The sequence below is a fragment of the Blautia fusiformis genome (assembly GCF_020686995.1).
Taxonomy (GTDB): Bacteria; Bacillota; Clostridia; order Lachnospirales; family Lachnospiraceae; genus Blautia_A; species Blautia_A fusiformis.
In genome coordinates this window covers 64478-81455 of the sequence record NZ_JAJEPT010000004.1, presented here as the reverse complement: position 1 = coordinate 81455, position 16978 = coordinate 64478, and the positions used below count along the sequence as shown (strand labels likewise).

13 protein-coding genes are annotated in these 16978 nt (G+C 44.7%); 2 read left to right on the top strand and 11 right to left on the bottom strand.

All coding sequences use genetic code 11. The annotated features are described in order from the left end of the window. Window positions 1-5: 5 nt before the first annotated feature. Both LKD46_RS04975 and purF read right to left on the bottom strand, forming a co-directional pair. Window positions 6-230, bottom strand: a complete 225-nt coding sequence (locus LKD46_RS04975; protein WP_022426744.1) for an HPr family phosphocarrier protein — start codon at window positions 228-230, stop codon at window positions 6-8. A gap of 288 nt (window positions 231-518) precedes the next feature. Next, entirely contained in the window at window positions 519-1913 is a 1395-nt protein-coding gene (gene purF, locus LKD46_RS04970) for an amidophosphoribosyltransferase (protein WP_015525743.1), read from the bottom strand. Window positions 1914-2304: 391 nt separating this feature from the next. Here purF and LKD46_RS04965 point away from each other — a divergent pair, with 391 nt between their 5' ends. Together LKD46_RS04965 and LKD46_RS04960 are read left to right on the top strand one after the other, a co-directional pair. Next, the gene (locus LKD46_RS04965) at window positions 2305-4407 is read left to right on the top strand and encodes a glutamine synthetase III family protein (protein WP_110102042.1); all 2103 of its coding nucleotides are present in this window, start codon (window positions 2305-2307) and stop codon (window positions 4405-4407) included. Between the two features lie 291 nt (window positions 4408-4698). Continuing rightward, a complete protein-coding gene (locus LKD46_RS04960; protein ID WP_110102043.1) occupies window positions 4699-6423 on the top strand; it encodes an ammonium transporter in 1725 nt (574 codons plus the stop codon). 110 nt (window positions 6424-6533) lie between these two features. Here the strand turns inward: LKD46_RS04960 and LKD46_RS04955 are convergent, their stop codons facing one another. The 9 genes from LKD46_RS04955 to LKD46_RS04915 form a co-directional block, all read right to left on the bottom strand. After that, the gene (locus LKD46_RS04955) at window positions 6534-7184 is read right to left on the bottom strand and encodes a trimeric intracellular cation channel family protein (RefSeq protein WP_022426741.1); all 651 of its coding nucleotides are present in this window, start codon (window positions 7182-7184) and stop codon (window positions 6534-6536) included. Window positions 7185-7401: 217 nt separating this feature from the next. Then, a complete protein-coding gene (locus tag LKD46_RS04950) occupies window positions 7402-7914 on the bottom strand; it encodes a transcription repressor NadR (protein ID WP_059086300.1) in 513 nt (170 codons plus the stop codon). Window positions 7915-8102: 188 nt separating this feature from the next. After that, window positions 8103-8957, bottom strand: a complete 855-nt coding sequence (nadC, locus tag LKD46_RS04945; RefSeq protein ID WP_059086301.1) for a carboxylating nicotinate-nucleotide diphosphorylase — start codon at window positions 8955-8957, stop codon at window positions 8103-8105. 101 nt (window positions 8958-9058) lie between these two features. Further along, a complete protein-coding gene (locus LKD46_RS04940; RefSeq protein ID WP_118368564.1) occupies window positions 9059-10318 on the bottom strand; it encodes an FAD-binding protein in 1260 nt (419 codons plus the stop codon). 73 nt (window positions 10319-10391) lie between these two features. Then, window positions 10392-11297 (bottom strand): quinolinate synthase NadA, encoded by a 906-nt coding sequence (nadA, locus tag LKD46_RS04935; RefSeq protein WP_021651119.1) that lies wholly within the window; start codon window positions 11295-11297, stop codon window positions 10392-10394. Between the two features lie 440 nt (window positions 11298-11737). Further along, on the bottom strand, window positions 11738-12658 hold the full coding sequence (locus tag LKD46_RS04930) for a sugar phosphate isomerase/epimerase family protein (protein ID WP_015525733.1): 921 nt from the start codon (window positions 12656-12658) through the stop codon (window positions 11738-11740). Then, window positions 12655-14763 carry a cytidylate kinase family protein gene (locus LKD46_RS04925; protein WP_110102049.1) on the bottom strand — a complete coding sequence of 703 codons (2109 nt, stop codon included), beginning with the start codon at window positions 14761-14763 and terminating at the stop codon, window positions 12655-12657. The genes LKD46_RS04930 and LKD46_RS04925 overlap by 4 nt, the downstream gene beginning before the upstream one ends. Before the next feature lie 45 nt (window positions 14764-14808). Continuing rightward, window positions 14809-15642, bottom strand: coding sequence for a sugar phosphate isomerase/epimerase family protein (locus tag LKD46_RS04920; protein ID WP_021651116.1), 834 nt, complete (start codon window positions 15640-15642; stop codon window positions 14809-14811). A 202-nt stretch (window positions 15643-15844) separates the two neighbouring features. Then, window positions 15845-16849: a Gfo/Idh/MocA family protein gene (locus tag LKD46_RS04915; RefSeq protein WP_110102051.1), complete on the bottom strand. Its 1005-nt coding sequence runs from the start codon at window positions 16847-16849 to the stop codon at window positions 15845-15847. Between the last annotated feature and the right edge of the window lie 129 nt (window positions 16850-16978).

Here is a 16978-nt window from a genome sequence, read left to right as displayed (position 1 = left end):
GTCTGTCAGGCAACTGCATATTTCTGAAGGAAACGATCAAACTCATGATCCTCGCCATGACAGGTTACTGTAAGAACTCTGGTCAGATCCATGCTGAGGATTCCAAGAATAGATTTTGCATCAATTAAAATTCTGTTATATGAAATATCTACATCAAAATCACATTTACTTGCAGCCTTAACAAATTCTTTAACATCCTCTGTCGCATTCAATCTAATTTTTTTAGACATAAATATCATCCTCTCTTTTATCTCGGCAAAAAACCGGCCTTTTTTCGGCCTTGCTGTTTTCCTGTATATTCCAGACCAGCGGCCTTTTTTCATCTGGCTGTTCCACATTATGTCTCATGTTGTCAGATTTGTCAAGTTGATGTTTTTTATCGTTTTTAAGAGTCTTTCTATAAAAACCCGGATTTTATATGACAAAATCCGGGTTTTTTATATATTTATTGTGCAGTTTTTACATTTTCGTTTTTCAATCCATTATTTTTTACTGTGAGATTAATTCCACATAGTTCATTAATCCTGTTTGATTTCTGCCGGTATTTCCATCGGATAATTGCCATCAAAACATGCTTTACACAGCGGAAGTCCACCTGCCATGCCTTCCAGATAATCGATCTGCATATAACCCAGGGAGTCTGCACCGATCATCTTACGGATTTCTTCCGTGCTGTGCTGTGCTGCGATGAGCTGGTCATTGGACGGCACATCGGTACCAAAATAACAGGGATGTAAAAATGGCGGGGAGCTGATACGTACATGGACTTCTTTTGCTCCTGCTTCTTTCAGCATGTGGATCAGATTGGCAATGGTAGTTCCGCGGACAATGGAATCATCCACCAGAACGATTCTCTTCCCCTTCACCACGGATTCCAGAACGCTCAGCTTCAGATGGACACTGGACTCTCTCTCCTGCTGTGTAGGCTTGATAAAAGTTCTTCCAATATAACTGTTTTTATAGAACGCAAAGCCAAACGGGATTCCGGATTCCTCAGAATAGCCTTTTGCTGCCGGAAGTCCGGATTCCGGTACACCGGTCACCAGGTCCGCTTCTACCGGATAGGATTTTGCAAGAGATTTTCCTCCACGGATCCTTGCATCATAGATTTTCACGCCATCCATGGTGCTGTCCAGTCTTGCAAAATAAATATATTCAAAAACACAATGAGCATGCTTTTTCTTCTCAGTCAGTTTACTGGATTTCAGTCCGTTCTTGGTGATCGTGACGATCTCACCCGGTTCAATATCACGGATAAATTCCGCTCCTACAGATGTCAGCGCGCAGCTTTCAGATGCAAGGACATAGGCATTATCTCTTTTTCCAAGACAGAGGGGTTTCAGTCCGTAAGGATCACGGGCACCGATCAGCTTCCGGGGGCTCATGATCACAAGAGCATATCCTCCGCGGATCTTCTCTACGGTTTTATGTACTGCTTCCTCTACAGTGGCAGAATGCACACGTTCTCTTGCGATATGGAACGCGATAACCTCTGAGTCGGTAGTTGTATGGAAAATTGCGCCGGTCTGGATCAGCTCCCATTTCAGAGCTTCTGTATTAACCAGATTTCCGTTGTGCGCAAGTGCCAGACTTCCCTTGATATAAGAAAGTACCAGCGGCTGTGCATTCTCTGCGACAGATTCTCCGGTGGTGGAATAACGAACATGTCCGATTCCGATATCACCATTCATATTATGTACAACATCTTTTCGCAAAACTTCGCTTACCAGTCCGAGATCTTTATGGAACTGTACGTTTCCTCTTTCTCCGTCCGTCCTTGAAACGGCCATTCCGCAGGACTCCTGTCCCCTGTGCTGCAGCGAGGTAAGACCATAATAAATAGATGGTGCAATATTCCCTCCATCCAGATCATAAATCCCGAATACGCCACATTCTTCCTTTACTCCTGACATATTTTCCTCCATCTGTTCTTTCCGTATTGTACATCTTTGTCACTGGTCAAAAAGCTTCTTTTGCCTCGATCACTTATAGCGATCGCTGACTTTTCGACTGTATAACTACGATATCAGATTATAATAAAAGGACAAGATTTGTCAACCCCGCCTATTTTCCGACAGTCCGATCGCCCTGGTCGATTTTTTAGATTTTTTCAAAAAAGTTCTTGACAATATTTTATTTTGGTGTATACTGCAACACATAAAGCAAAGGCGCTTTGGATACGGCAGGTATCTGAAGCGCTTTTTTTGTTTTCCGGTCCGTTTATACCCGGTTCTTCCGGCAACGGTCCTTATAAAATAATTAAAAATTATAATGAATGAGTGAAATCGAAAGGAGTGTACCTATATGGCACAGAGTATCCCTGAAATGTATGGCAGCCTTGTATTCAATGACAAAGTGATGCGAAGCAAACTGCCAAAGGACATGTACAAAGCATTAAAGAAAACAATTGAAAACGGAACTCATCTGGAACTGGACGTTGCAAATTCCGTAGCAGTTGCCATGAAAGAATGGGCTACTGAAAACGGTGCGACACATTACACACACTGGTTCCAGCCGATGACAAACGTAACTGCTGAGAAGCATGACAGCTTCATCTCCCCTACAGGTGACGGACAGGTGATCATGGATTTCTCCGGTAAAGAGCTGGTAAAAGGTGAGCCGGATGCATCCAGCTTCCCGTCAGGCGGACTTCGTGCTACTTTTGAAGCAAGAGGATATACAGCATGGGATCCTACTTCACCTGCATTCATTAAAGATAAAACTCTTTACATTCCTACTGCATTCTGTTCCTACAGCGGAGAGGCACTGGATAAGAAAACTCCTCTTCTTCGTTCCATGGATGTTCTGAACAAAGAAGCGGTTCGTATTCTTCACATCCTCGGAAACAAAGAGGTCCGTCACATCGACACAACCGTAGGACCTGAGCAGGAATATTTCCTGGTTGACAAGGATCTTTACAAAAAGAGAAAAGACCTGATCTTCTGCGGCCGTACTCTTCTGGGCGCTTCTGCACCAAAAGGACAGGAAATGGAAGATCATTACTTCGGAGCCCTGAAGCCTCGCGTTGCTGCTTACATGCATGATCTTGACGAAGAGCTTTGGAAGCTTGGCATTCCAGCAAAAACAAAACATAACGAGGTTGCTCCTGCACAGCACGAACTGGCTCCTGTATTTGATACCACAAATGTTGCTGTTGACCACAACCAGCTGACCATGGAGATCATGAAGAAGGTTGCCGACAAGCACAACATGGTCTGCCTCCTTCACGAGAAACCATTTGAGGGAATCAACGGAAGCGGTAAACACAACAACTGGTCCATGAGCACAGACACAGGTGTAAACCTTCTTGATCCAGGAAAAACACCGGCAGAAAATACACAGTTCCTGGTATTCCTGGTAGCTGTCATCAAAGCCGTTGACGATTATGCTGATCTTCTCCGCGTATCCGTTGCAAGCGCCGGAAATGATCATCGTCTTGGAGCAAACGAGGCACCGCCTGCAATCGTATCCATCTTCCTTGGAGATGAGCTAACAGACGTACTGAAATCTATTGAAAACGATACCTTCTTCAGCAATAAGCATGCGGTACAGATGGATATCGGAGCAAAGGTACTTCCGCACTTCATAAAGGATACCACAGACAGAAACCGTACTTCACCATTTGCATTTACCGGAAACAAATTTGAGTTCCGTATGCTTGGTTCTGCAGCATCTGTCGCAAACCCGAACATCGTACTGAATACCGCTGTTGCAGAGGTTCTTGCAGAATTCAGCGCAGCTCTTAAGGATGTTCCGGAAGAAGAAATGGAAAACGCAGTACATGCACTTCTTAAGAAGACCATTGAAGAGCATAAACGCATCATCTTTAACGGAAACGGATATACAGACGAATGGGTTGAAGAAGCTGAGAAACGTGGTCTCTACAATCTGAAAACAACTCCGGATGCACTTCCGCATTTCATTGCTGAGAAGAACATTGCGCTGTTTACAAAGCATGGCATTTTTACAAAGGAAGAGCTTTTCTCCCGTTACGAGATCTGGCTTGAGAACTATTACAAGACCATCAACATCGAGTCCAACACTCTGGCTGAGATGATCCAGAAGCAGGTAATTCCTTCTGTATATACATATGTTGAAAAGCTTGCAGATACTGCAGCTGCAAAGAAATCCGTAGTAGCTGATATTTCTGTAGCAAGTGAAGCTGCTCTGATCTCCAAACTGAGTACACTTGCAGACACCATGGCAAAAGATCTGGAAACTCTGAAAGCAGATACAGCAAAAGCTCTTGCTTCTTCTGACGATGTACTTGCATGCTCCAAGGCTTATCAGGAAACTGTTCTGGAAGACATGGAAACTTTAAGAAAATCTGCAGATGAGGCAGAGGCTCTGATCCCGGATGAGTTACTTCCTTATCCGACCTACGACGAGCTGTTATTCTCCATCTGATCACGGATATCAGATAACAATTTCATACGGTAAATACAGGGGATATCCCTTATGAACTCTACTTCATAATTCATTATCGATTTCCTCATCCATTAATCACACGATACAGATATCCCCTGTTTTACATATACTAATTTTGATTTCGTAAAGGCGCGGAAGAGAATTTCCTCTCTCCTGCGCTTTTTCGTTATACTGATACTGGATAAATTCCATCTGTTTTTTTGTCCGGTATTACAAAAATTCTTTCTATACATAATAGGAAAGAAAAAAATTGGGAAAGGGAGTGTTACTATGTATTCTTCAGTAAACACAACTTGGGTCCTCGTCGGTGCAGCACTGGTCTTCTTCATGCAGGCTGGATTTGCAATGGTCGAAACAGGATTCACAAGAGCAAAAAACGCAGGAAATATCATCATGAAAAACCTGATGGACTTCTGTATCGGTACACCGGTCTTCTGGCTGGTTGGATTTGGCATCATGTTCGGTGCAGGAAACGGTTTCTTCGGCAAGATTGGCGGAATCGCCTCAGAGGCAAACTACGGAAACGCAATGCTTCCAGATGGAGTTCCTTTCTGGGCATTTCTCATCTTCCAGACTGTATTCTGTGCTACTTCTGCTACCATCGTATCCGGTGCCATGGCAGAGCGTACTAAATTCATCTCCTACTGTATCTACAGTTTACTGATCAGTCTCGTTGTATATCCGGTATCCGGTCACTGGATCTGGGGCGGCGGCTTTATCAGCCAGATGGGATTTCATGATTTCGCAGGTTCCTGTGCCGTTCACATGGTTGGTGGTGTTGCTGCACTGATCGGTGCCATCATCCTCGGACCTCGTATCGGAAAATATTCCAAATCCGGTAAATCCAGAGCGATCCCGGGACATAACCTTACGGTTGGTGCACTTGGTGTATTCATTCTCTGGTTCTGCTGGTTCGGTTTCAACGGTGCATCTACTGTCAGCATGGAAGGCGATGCCATTGTAAGCGCCGGAAAGATCTTCGTAACAACAAACCTTGCAGCTGCTGTTGCTACTGTAACAGTTATGCTGATCACATGGATCCGCTACAAAAAACCGGATGTTTCCATGTCCCTGAACGGTTCTCTTGCAGGACTGGTAGCCATCACAGCAGGCTGTGATACCGTATCTCCTACATCTGCAGCTATCATCGGAATCCTCTCCGGATTCATTGTAGTATTTGGTATTGAATTTGTTGATAAAGTTCTCAAAATTGATGACCCGGTTGGTGCTGTTGGCGTTCACGGTCTTAACGGTGCTTTCGGAACTCTTGCTGTCGGTCTTTTCTCCGACGGTGCAGGTACCGAATGGAAAGGTCTTCTCACAGGCGGTGGTTTCCATGGCTTCGGTGTTCAGTTTATTGGTATGGTTATCACCATCGCATGGGTTGCTATTACTATGACAATTATCTTCCAGGTGATCAAACACACCATCGGTCTTCGTGTTTCCGCTGAGGAAGAGATCGCAGGTCTGGATATGAAAGAGCATGGCCTCGCAAGTGCATACGATGGATTCTTTGTACAGGATACCATGACAAAGGCTCCGACTCCAATGGGAACTTCCGTAAAAGCCCCTGTTGTAAAACATGCTCCTTCTGCTCCTGCTGAATCTGTTCCTGAAATTCCTGCAGACGGCGTACACAAACTGACAAAGGTTGTTATCATCACACGTCAGAACAAGCTTGATGAGTTTATGCAGGCTATGAACGAGATCGGCGTAACCGGTATCACTATCACAAACGTTATGGGCTGTGGTGTTCAGAAGGGTGCTCCAACCTACTATCGTGGTGTTGAGGTTGACATGAACCTCCGTCCGAAGGTTAAGATCGAGATCGTTGTAAGTCTTGTACCGGTTCAGAAGGTTATTGATACTGCAAAAGAAGTTCTTCATACCGGTCAGATCGGTGATGGTAAGGTCTTCGTTTACGATATCGAAAACGTTGTCAAGATCCGTACCGGCGAGGAAGGCTTCCTGGCTCTGCAGGATACAGACGCATGATTCTCTTATGAGAGGAACAGATAAAATCTTCTACGCAATATAAACCAAATAAAAGCCAAAAAGATCCGGAACATTATTCCTTAAATGTTCCGGATCTTTTCATATTTTTTTTATTCTCTTCTCAGTCTCGGCAGATTCCACCGGTAATGTGCCGCCAGGTACCGGATCAGGATCACTACTACCGTTCCGATCACCATGGCCGGCACTCCGCCCCACAGCCTGTATATCCAAACACAGGCAATGGCCCCTACAATAGACGCACAGGCATAAATATGGCGCACAAAAATATACGGCGGTACTCCTGCCATCATATCACGGATAAGGCCGCCTCCAACTCCTGTGACAGTTCCAAGAAATACAAGAAAAAATGTTCTTTCCATATACCCCTGGGAAATCCCCTTATCAACCCCCATGACAGTAAACACACCAAGGCCAACCGTATCCATCACCAGCATCACCTTATCATAGACCAGCCGGTTCCCGCCTTCCAAAAGCTCCTGCTTCCAGTACATCACTGCAAAAACAATACAGGACGTCACGGTTGCCACAATGGTATACAGCGGATCCTGAAACATCCCCGGCGGCACGATTCCCAGGATAATATCCCTGGTAGCTCCTCCGCCCACTGCAGTCACCACTCCAAGAACGCAGACCCCGAAAATATCCATTCCTCTCTGCGCCCCCACCATAGCTCCGGAAGCAGCAAACGCAATAGTTCCTGCCATCTCCAGCATAAATGTAAACATACTCTGATAATCCATTTCCCCCTCCATGCATATCAAGCCGTATTTTTTCTCACCCTCATATCTGCATCCTGTTTTCCCTGTCTGCACATTTCCACAAGGTGCACATTTCCGCAGGGTGCAAGAAGGAACCCTGCCATGCAGGATTCCTTCTCCTATTTTCGTGGTCACTATATTTTCATATTAACAGAATTTTCTCATTCTGTATATCTTTTCTTTTTATATCTGACTTCTACTATTCTGCTTCGATCAGAAATCCTCGCCGTTTCAGCATATCCTGGATCATATCCAGGATTTCCTCGGATTCTGCTTCTACTTTATGATAATGATAATCCGATGTGATATTCTTCAGAGGACTGGACTTGCCGTTTCGGATATCCTCCATAAAATTCTCAACCTGGCGTCTGGAGCTGATATTCAGTTCTGCCTCGATATGTCCGTAAACTCTGTGATTCACCATTACGTTGATCACTTTTCCGCCAAGATCCACAATCCCGCAGAGCTCGTTTTCCAGATCCGCATCTGTATGATGCACCTTGAATATCCGGCTCACAGTATGGGGAGCAGTAAAAATATATCCTCTATTGGTGGAGATCACGTCATTCCCCTCCGCGCGTATCAGCGCAATATCCTGCACGATCACCTGTCTGCTGACCTGAAATGTTCTGGCCAGAGCACTTCCTGAGACCGGCCGTTCACTGTTTTTAATTTGATCCATGATCGCTGTCCTGCGTTCTGAACCAGTCATTTAAGTTCCCCTTTCCTGGCTGTGCCTGTACTTTTTGTTCCGATACCTCTCTCCTTCATTCTCGCGATCTCTCCAACCCGGCCCGACATCACCTGCTATGCCTCTGCTTCCGGCAATTCACGCTTCTTTTCTGATATTCGGGGTATTTCCTGTCACAGCACTCGGTATTCTGTAAAATCCTGCATTTTTCAGGAAAGCGGATGAAGATTCTTAAGCGAAATATCAAGGATCGGTGCAGAATGCGTTAATGCACCACTTGATACATAGTCTACACCAACATCCCTGATCTTTGCAATGTTTTCTTTTGTAACATTTCCGGAACATTCAGTTTTTGCTCTTCCATCGATCAGCTGCACCGCCTCTTTCATCATCTCCGGAGTCATGTTATCAAGCATGATGATATCTGCGCCGGCCTCAACAGCCTCTTTTACCTGATCAAGAGTTTCTACCTCAACTTCGATCTTGCGGACAAAAGGAGCGTACTCCTGCGCCATTTTTACAGCATTCGCAACGCTTCCTGCTGCTCCGATGTGATTGTCTTTCAAAAGGACTCCATCTGAAAGATTATATCTGTGGTTCTGTCCGCCGCCTACGCGAACAGCATATTTCTCAAAAATACGCATATTCGGCGTTGTTTTTCTGGTATCCAGCAATGTGATCCCTGTTCCTTCAAGAAGTGACGCAACCGAATGTGTATAGGTTGCGATCCCGCTCATTCTCTGAAGATAATTCAGCGCCACACGCTCGCCGGAAAGAAGCACCCGGATATCTCCTGTAACTTTTCCCATTTTCTGACCTTTTTTTACTTCATCGCCGTCCTTGCAGAACAGCTCCACTTTTGTGTCAGCATCCAAAAGCGTAAATACACGGCTGAAGATTTCCAGTCCCGCAATGATTCCATCCTCTTTACAGATCAGATCTACCTCTCCCGGAACTGCTTCTTTCATAACAGAGTTTGTGGTAACGTCTTCGCTTGAAATATCTTCCTTTAAAGCCTCCAGGATCAGGTGATCTACCTGAAGTGTCATTGTGATCTTATTCATTTTACAATACCTTCTCTTTCTTAATTATCACATCAGCCCTGTTCTCCAAAGCAAGGCTACTCCTGTCTTTCATAATACGGATATTTATATTCCGGCTGCATTTATGCCGCACCTGCAGCACTTTTCTTTTCTGCTGAGATTGCTTTGGCTGCACGTTTTGCAAATACAAGGCTCTCCAGCAGGGAATTACTTGCCAGTCTGTTCGCGCCATGTACACCGTTGCAGCTAGTTTCTCCCACTGCATAAAGCTGGTCCATGCTGGTCTTGCTGTCAGAATCCACCCAGATACCGCCCATGAAATAATGCTGAGCAGGAACAACAGGGATGCATTCTTTTGTCACATCATAGCCTTCTTCCAGACACCTCTGATAAATATTCGGAAAATGATTCAGGATCGTATCTTTATCAATATTTTCCATGGAAAGCCATACATGGTCTGTTCCTTCTTTTTTCATTTCTTCCCGGATCGCATTTGTTACTACATCTCTTGGAAGAAGTTCATTGACAAAACGCTCTTTTTTGCTGTTATAAAGTACTGCACCTTCTCCTCGAACCGATTCTGAGATCAGGAATCTGCGGCCCGGTCTCTTGGAATACAGCGTTGTCGGATGAATCTGCACATAATCCAGATGTTCCAGACGCACATTGTGTTTTTTTGCAATATCAAGAGCATCCCCTGTAAGATGCGGATAGTTGGTGGAATGCGCATATCTTCCTCCGATCCCGCCGCTGGCCAGGATCGTATCCTGTGCATAAATCTCTACCTGGATCTCTCCGCCCGGCTGGATCTCTTCCTGGGTTTTCACTGCTTTTCCGGCTTCCATAGCTTCAAGACGTGCCCTGTTCGCTTCTGCGGAAACTGCCTTCAGGCCTGTACATTTGCCATTTTCCACAAGAATATCCTGCATGGTAGTATATTCCAGAATTGTTACATTTTCAAGCTTCAGGACCTGCTGGAGCAGTTTTTCGGAAATTTCTTTTCCTGTGATATCCTCATGATAAAGGATCCTCGGTCTGGAATGTGCACCTTCTCTTGTATAGGCAAAATCATCTCCATCCATCTTAAAATCCACGCCATATCCGACAAGATCATTAATGATATCTCTGGAGCCTCGGATCATAATGTCTACCGACTCTTTTCTGTTTTCGTAATGTCCTGCCTTCATGGTGTCTTCAAAATAGCTGTCGTAATCGTTTTCATCACGAAGCACACAGATTCCCCCCTGCGCCAGGAAAGAATCACTACTCCTCATATCCTCTTTTGTGATGATCACGATCTTTTTGTCCCGCGGAAGCTTCAAGGCACTGAACATACCTGCAACACCTGTTCCCACGATCACTACGTCTGTTTTAATTCTCATTGCTTTTCGCCTCTCTGTCTTGATTTCTCTTTTCAGCCAACTCAGACAAATCTTTTATACAAATGTGTTTTATTTATTTTGCCAGTTCTAGCATCCGCTCCAGCGGCCTCTTCGCATTTTCACGTGTCTCGTCTGTTACATGAACCTCATTCTCCCCGGTTTTCAGAACGTGGAGAACTTTTTCCAGAAATACTTTTTTCATGTTTTTGCAAACCGGTACGGTTTCTGTGAAGTAGAATTTTTTATCCGGGCAGGTAGTTTCCAGCTTGTACTGAACGCCACATTCTGTGCAGATGATAAACTCTTTATTGTCACTTTCCTGTGCATATTTAATGATTCCGGATGTGCTTCCGATGTAATCAGCCTGTTTCAGAACTGTCTGAGGACATTCCGGATGTGCCAGAACCAGTGCATCCGGGTGCGCTTCTTTTGCTGCTTTTACTTCTTCCGGATCCATAAATTCATGGACAATACAGAAACCTTCGTTATAAATAAAGTTCTTCTCAGGAACCTGTTCTGCAATAAAATGTGCAAGATTTCTGTCCGGGATAAAAAAGATGTTTTTGTTCGGAAGCGCTTTTACGATCTTTACTGCATTTGCGGAAGTAACACATACATCAGAAAGCTCCTTCAATGCTGCTGTGGAATTAATGTAACAGACAACTGCCACATCGTCATACTCCTCTCGCACCTTGCGGATGCCTTCTTCTGTTGCCATATGAGCCATCGGACAGTCTGCATCCATGGCAGGCATCAGAACAGTTTTATCCGGACTTAAGATCTTGGCACTCTCTCCCATAAATCCTACTCCACAGAACACGATCGTCTTCTCTTTTGCGCTGGCTGCGATCTTGCTAAGATAAAAGGAATCTCCTATATAGTCAGCTACATCCTGCACTTCGGGACGCACGTAGTAGTGTGCAAGGATGATGGCATCTTTTTCTTTTTTTAATTTCTGGATTTCTTCTGCAACTGTCATTATCTTTCACCTTTCCTGCAGGATTTCTTTTTTGAGTTCCTGCTTTTGCTTTCTAGTACAGCGAATATTAAGTAACCGCCATATTGACTTGTCTGATTTCTTCATCTGCTGCGTCAATATAGCAGAAACTTAATTTTCGCTGTACTAGTCTTTATTATGCAGATGCTTCTGATCTGCTTTTTTATTATCATGTAACTTTTTTCAAAACATCTTACACATAATACCACAGTCCTTTACATGTGACAAGACAGTTGTTTGATATATGTAAAGTTTTTTTGTAAAGAAAGACATCAAAAAACACGGTTTCCACAATGAAACTTTCATCCTGGAAACCGTGTTTCTGCACACATTCATTATTTTATCAGTCTTATTCACCGTTCTGCGTACTGTCAGCTGCTCATTTATTACAGTTTTCTTTCTGATCTGCCGCAATCACCCGATCATTTCCCCAGCAGTTCTCTCTCAATCCTCTCTCTTGCTTCCGGTGCCTGCTTATCCATCTTTTCCGGAAAACCAAACATGGAAACGCAGGCAATGTTATCGCCGCCGGCTTTCGGTGCATCCGGTTTCAGCTGCTTGCTGGCAAAATCCATTTCTCTCAATGTTTCAAAAATACCATCAAAATCCACATCACCCTCACCCATTGCAAGATGCTGATGCACCGTCACATCCGCTTTTCCACGGCCATTCAGCCACGGCGGATTTAAAATGTATCTGCAGTCCATGGTCTGGTTAAAGGTATCCGCAAAAAGTACATGGGTCAGTTCATCTCCCGCATATTTCAGCATGGACCGCACATCTCCTTTGCCCTCATCGTAGAAGAAGCCATGAGGAGAAGAATACACATAACCAAGGTTTGGAGAACGGAAGGATTTCACCATATCACAGGTCTCATTATTCAGCTCACAGAAATCATAAGGATGAGACTGGATCTCCACACGGATACCCTCACGCTCGATCAGCGGAAGCAATTCCTCCATGGATCTAAACCACATTCCATTGCAGATTTCCTGCTGGTTCGGATCACCCGAAAGTTCTGTATTGATAACCTTCACTCCCATATCTCCGGCGATCTGGATCATTCGTTTCCAGTTTGCAACTGCAAACTGTCTCTGTTCCTCCGTCGGACCAGACCAGCGATACACCACGATAAAGGACGAAATCTCAACGCCAGTCTCTTTAAGAGCCTGTCTGTATTCCTGTTCACATTCTTTTGAAAATAACGGATGCTTATAGAACGGATTGATCCTCGGATGCGGAGACTGTTCAATATATTTATATCCCCAGTCCGCCACCTGATGGACCATACGGTTGATATCCATCTGTTTCGCAAGAACATCTACGTCAAATGCAATCTTCATGATGCATTCCCTCCTTTTTCCTCTTCTTTATTCCGGATATAATCCAGGATCAGGCTGGCCGCTCCGGCTACACCTGTTTTGGATACATTGATCACCATATCGTAATAATGGGGATCGTCTCTGCGGATTCCGGTAAACTTCTCATAATATTCATTTCGGATCTGATCACGTTTCTTCAGTTCTCCAAGAGACTGGCCTTTATAATATTCCTGGCCCTCTTTTTCCCGGTAAGCATCATCTGCATAAACGAAAAAGCTGTATGTATGCGGCTCTCCACGAAGCACATAGTTGGCACATCTTCCCAGGAATACACCTGGTCTTCTCTCAGAAAGCTCACGAATGATCCGGCTCTGCACCTCAAACATCTGAACACCTGTATAATCTGCTGCCGCACCTGCCGATGAATGTCCATACGGGGAAAATGTAAGCTCAGAATCCTCATAATTGTAGGAATCCAGATACTGCCTTACACTTTCCAGATCTGCTTTTTCCATACCGAACTTTTCTGCCATAAGACAGATGATCTGGCGATCATAAACCTTGCAGTCCAGTGCTTTTGCAACACCCTCGGCAATCTTTCTTCCACTGCTGCCATACAGTCTTCCAATTGCCACGTTGATCCGGTTTCCGGAAGCTTCCGGTAACGGCATGGACTGGATCTCGCCCGGCACAGAGCCGCTTTCCTCTCCCGATTCTCGCTGGATCAGTTCACGCATCATTTTGTCATAAACTTTGTCCAGCTGGTAGCATGCTGCGATCACAAACATCACTACCCAGATTGCTATCGGAACATACAGATAAAATCCCTTGATCACGCGGATTGCCTCTGCAGACTGCTCTGCCGCTGTCGCCTTTGTTCCGTCAAAGTATGCCGCCGAAAGAATTCCTCCCATAATAGCAGAAGTCAGTCCGGAACCGGCTTTCTGACCCATGCTCATAGATGAGAACATCAGACCCTCCACACGCTTGCCTGTTTTCCACTGGCCATACTCAATAGCATCGCTTGGAAGAGAATACTGCACACCATAGAATGGGGCGATTCCGATACCTCTCATGATACAGGTTACAACACCAAGCGAAACACTGGTAATATTCATCAGGAACAGAAGCTGTCCTGCAACGCCCAGGATGCAGCCGGCACAGATGAGATTTCTTTTTCCATATCGGGGAAGCACCTTCGGCAGAAGGGCAATTCCTGCCACAGTTGCCAGTTTCTCAGCTGCGGAAAGAGGCATGACGAGGTCTACATTTCCGAGTACATACTGGCAGTAATAGGTAAGGTCCGTTCCGATAATGATCTGATATGCGGTATAAAAGATCATCAGCCCCAGAGCGATAAGGAAATACCGGTTGGTAACGGTTGCTTTAAATGCTTCCACAAAAGGAATATCTTCCTTTTCCTGTTTTGCTGCAGAAACACGCTCTGTACAGACCATATAAGTATTCACAAGTACACCGACAGAAATGATCGCATAGCCGGCAGTTACTAGGATCCAGGCCATCTGCTGATTGCCGGTAATATTCGCTACGATATTGATCAGTGGCAGTGTGAACGCAGTAATGATCATACTTGCTGTGATCGACAATACCATGCGGATGTTACAGATCACATCACGTTCACGACGGTCACGGCTCATCAGAGATCCCAGTGCATGGAATGGCTGGCTGATAGCAGTGTATACAACCGTATTCATGATATTATAGGTAACAAAAGCATAGATGATTTTTCCCATATTTCCCATTGGCGGCATGGTGAACAAAAGCACCGCTGCCAGCGCATAAGGAACCGCAAGTCTTAAGATCCAGATCCTGGCTTTTCCATACTTGGAATGAGTCCGGTCGATAATAGTTCCCATCAGCACATCGGAAAATCCATCAAAAACACGGGACAAAAGCATGATCATTCCTACCGCACCTGCTGATATTCCAACAACGTTGGTATAAAAATAGATCAGCAGAGTTGTAGTCATGGTATACATCAAGGTCAGTGCCGGATCACCAAAACAGTATGCCAGCTTTTCCGACAACGGAACCTTGATGAATTCATTCAAGTCTTTCCCCTTCTGCTTGTAATTCAACAATTCAGGGATTCCCTTACCAGCCATAGTATCTACCTCCTATCGGTTTAAGGTCGGACCTTTCTGAATGAATTATCCGAAATATTTCTGCACAAAGTCTCTGGTAACTTCCGCAGCCTTTTTCACGTTGTCCTCATGGCTCATTGCATAGTATTCCGGACGGAACTCTTCGATGGTGCAAACGCCATCAAAACCGATCTCCTTCAGTGCAGCTGCGATTCCTGCATGATCTACAACACCCTCACCCGGCCACAGTCTCTTGTCGTCTCCGCAGGAGCCAAGCGGAAGATCCTCACAGTCATTTAAATGGTATGCAAAAATCTTCTTGCCATCAGCAGCTCTCAGGTCCTCAAGGCGGGAGCACATCTCATGGAAATGGAAGGTATCCACGGTAACGCCTACATTATCTCTGTCTACTGCTTTTACCACATCATAGGCTGTTCCAAACTGATTGATGGAGCAGTTCGGTGCACCACAGAACTCCAAGGAGATCTTCATATCCGCGCCAACCTTATCGGAAAGATAACGAAGACGTGCAACTGCTTCTTCTTTGATCTCACTGACAGATTTGTCTTTTACATCAAAGCTTGGAACGGTGATCAGCATTTTCATTCCGATCGCTTTGGAAACCTTCAGGATAAAATCAACTTCTTCGTCAATCTCTTTTTCCCCTGCCTCATCTCTCTGGTTAAAGAAGATCAGAGTGTTGTATGCCCATGGTTTCAGATGATGATTCTTAAACCAGTCTGCAAGTTCTTCCAGTGTATGCTCTTTAAGATAGTCCTTTACGCAGTCAAAGCGGATCTCAATATAATCAAAACCATATTTCTCGCACATCTCCAGGTCTGCCATAAGAGACTGTCCTTTACATTCCAGTGCAGTTGCTTCATTAAATCCTAATTTCATCTTCAATACCCTCCATATGTTTTTACTTTTCAGCCAATTTTTCCAGTTAATCTCACCGGCAGGTTTTCCACTGCAGTTTCAACAAAGCCGAAGCGGAATCGGATCCTGCCGGTAACTGCCGCCGCAGACTCATTGGGGAAGTCTGTAGCAATAAGTTGGTATGATAATTCACACTTGATGAGGTGGAGCTCGTAAAATATATTTATTTATAAAATTCCGGCTTCTCAACTGCTGAAACGATTTTCTCGATCTGTCCGGTTTCCTGCGCTTTTACAAGAGCATCTGCTGTGATCGCTGCCAGGTATCCATCCCATGCATTCGGTCCTGTGATCACTCCTGCCTCTGCGTTATCAACCCAGTCCTGAACCTCTTTATCATAAGCGTCTTTAAATCTTACGAAGCAGTCTGTGTCAATAGCAGTGGACACTGCCGCATTCTTGCGGATAGACGGATAAGCCGGCTGTGCCATTTTCAGTGCACCGTCCTCACATACAACTTCACAGTTGATGTCATATCCAAACTTGCAGTTTACAAATACTTCTACATCAATGCATACACCTTTTTTAGTACGGAGCATCATGATCTGCGGATCCTTCAGCTCAGAGTGGGAATATTTCGTCACTTTTGGCATTACTACCTGTGCTGATTCATACTCATCATCTACAAGCCAGTGAAGGACATCGATCTCATGGATTGCGGTATCGTGCACAGCCATTGGTGTATTGTAATTGGTACCTACCTCCGGATTTCTGTGTGTACAGTGAAGGATCAGCGGCTCGCCGTATTCTCCGGTTGCAAGTGCTTCCTTGATCTGCTGATATCCCTTGTCGTAGCGTCTCATAAATCCAAGCTGGATGAGATGTTTGCCGGCTGCCTCCTCTGCCTTTACTACTTTCAGGCAGTCCTCAGCAGTTGTACATAATGGTTTCTCACAGAAAATCCTCTTGCCGGCCTCGATCGCCTGAAGAAGAGAATCTACATGTGCGAAGCCCGGAGATACGATAAATACTACATCTACGTTTTCTGCATTGATGAGCTCCTTACTGTCTGCATAGACTTTTGCTCCGCAGATCTCGGCTGCTTTCCTGGCACTTTCCTCAAATACATCGGAAACAGCTACTACTTCTGCTCCCTGGATCTTCTCTGTCAGTCTTCTGATATGATCTCTTCCCATTCCGCCGCATCCGATAACTCCTACTCTTAACATTTTAAATTCCTCCGTTCATTTTTTATTGTTTTCTGTTTTTGTGTTCTTTTTGATGATGTTATATTATCATTTTGTGCACGTGAACGCAATGTCTTTTTTGTACAAAATTTCCATTTTGTTTTTATGCGA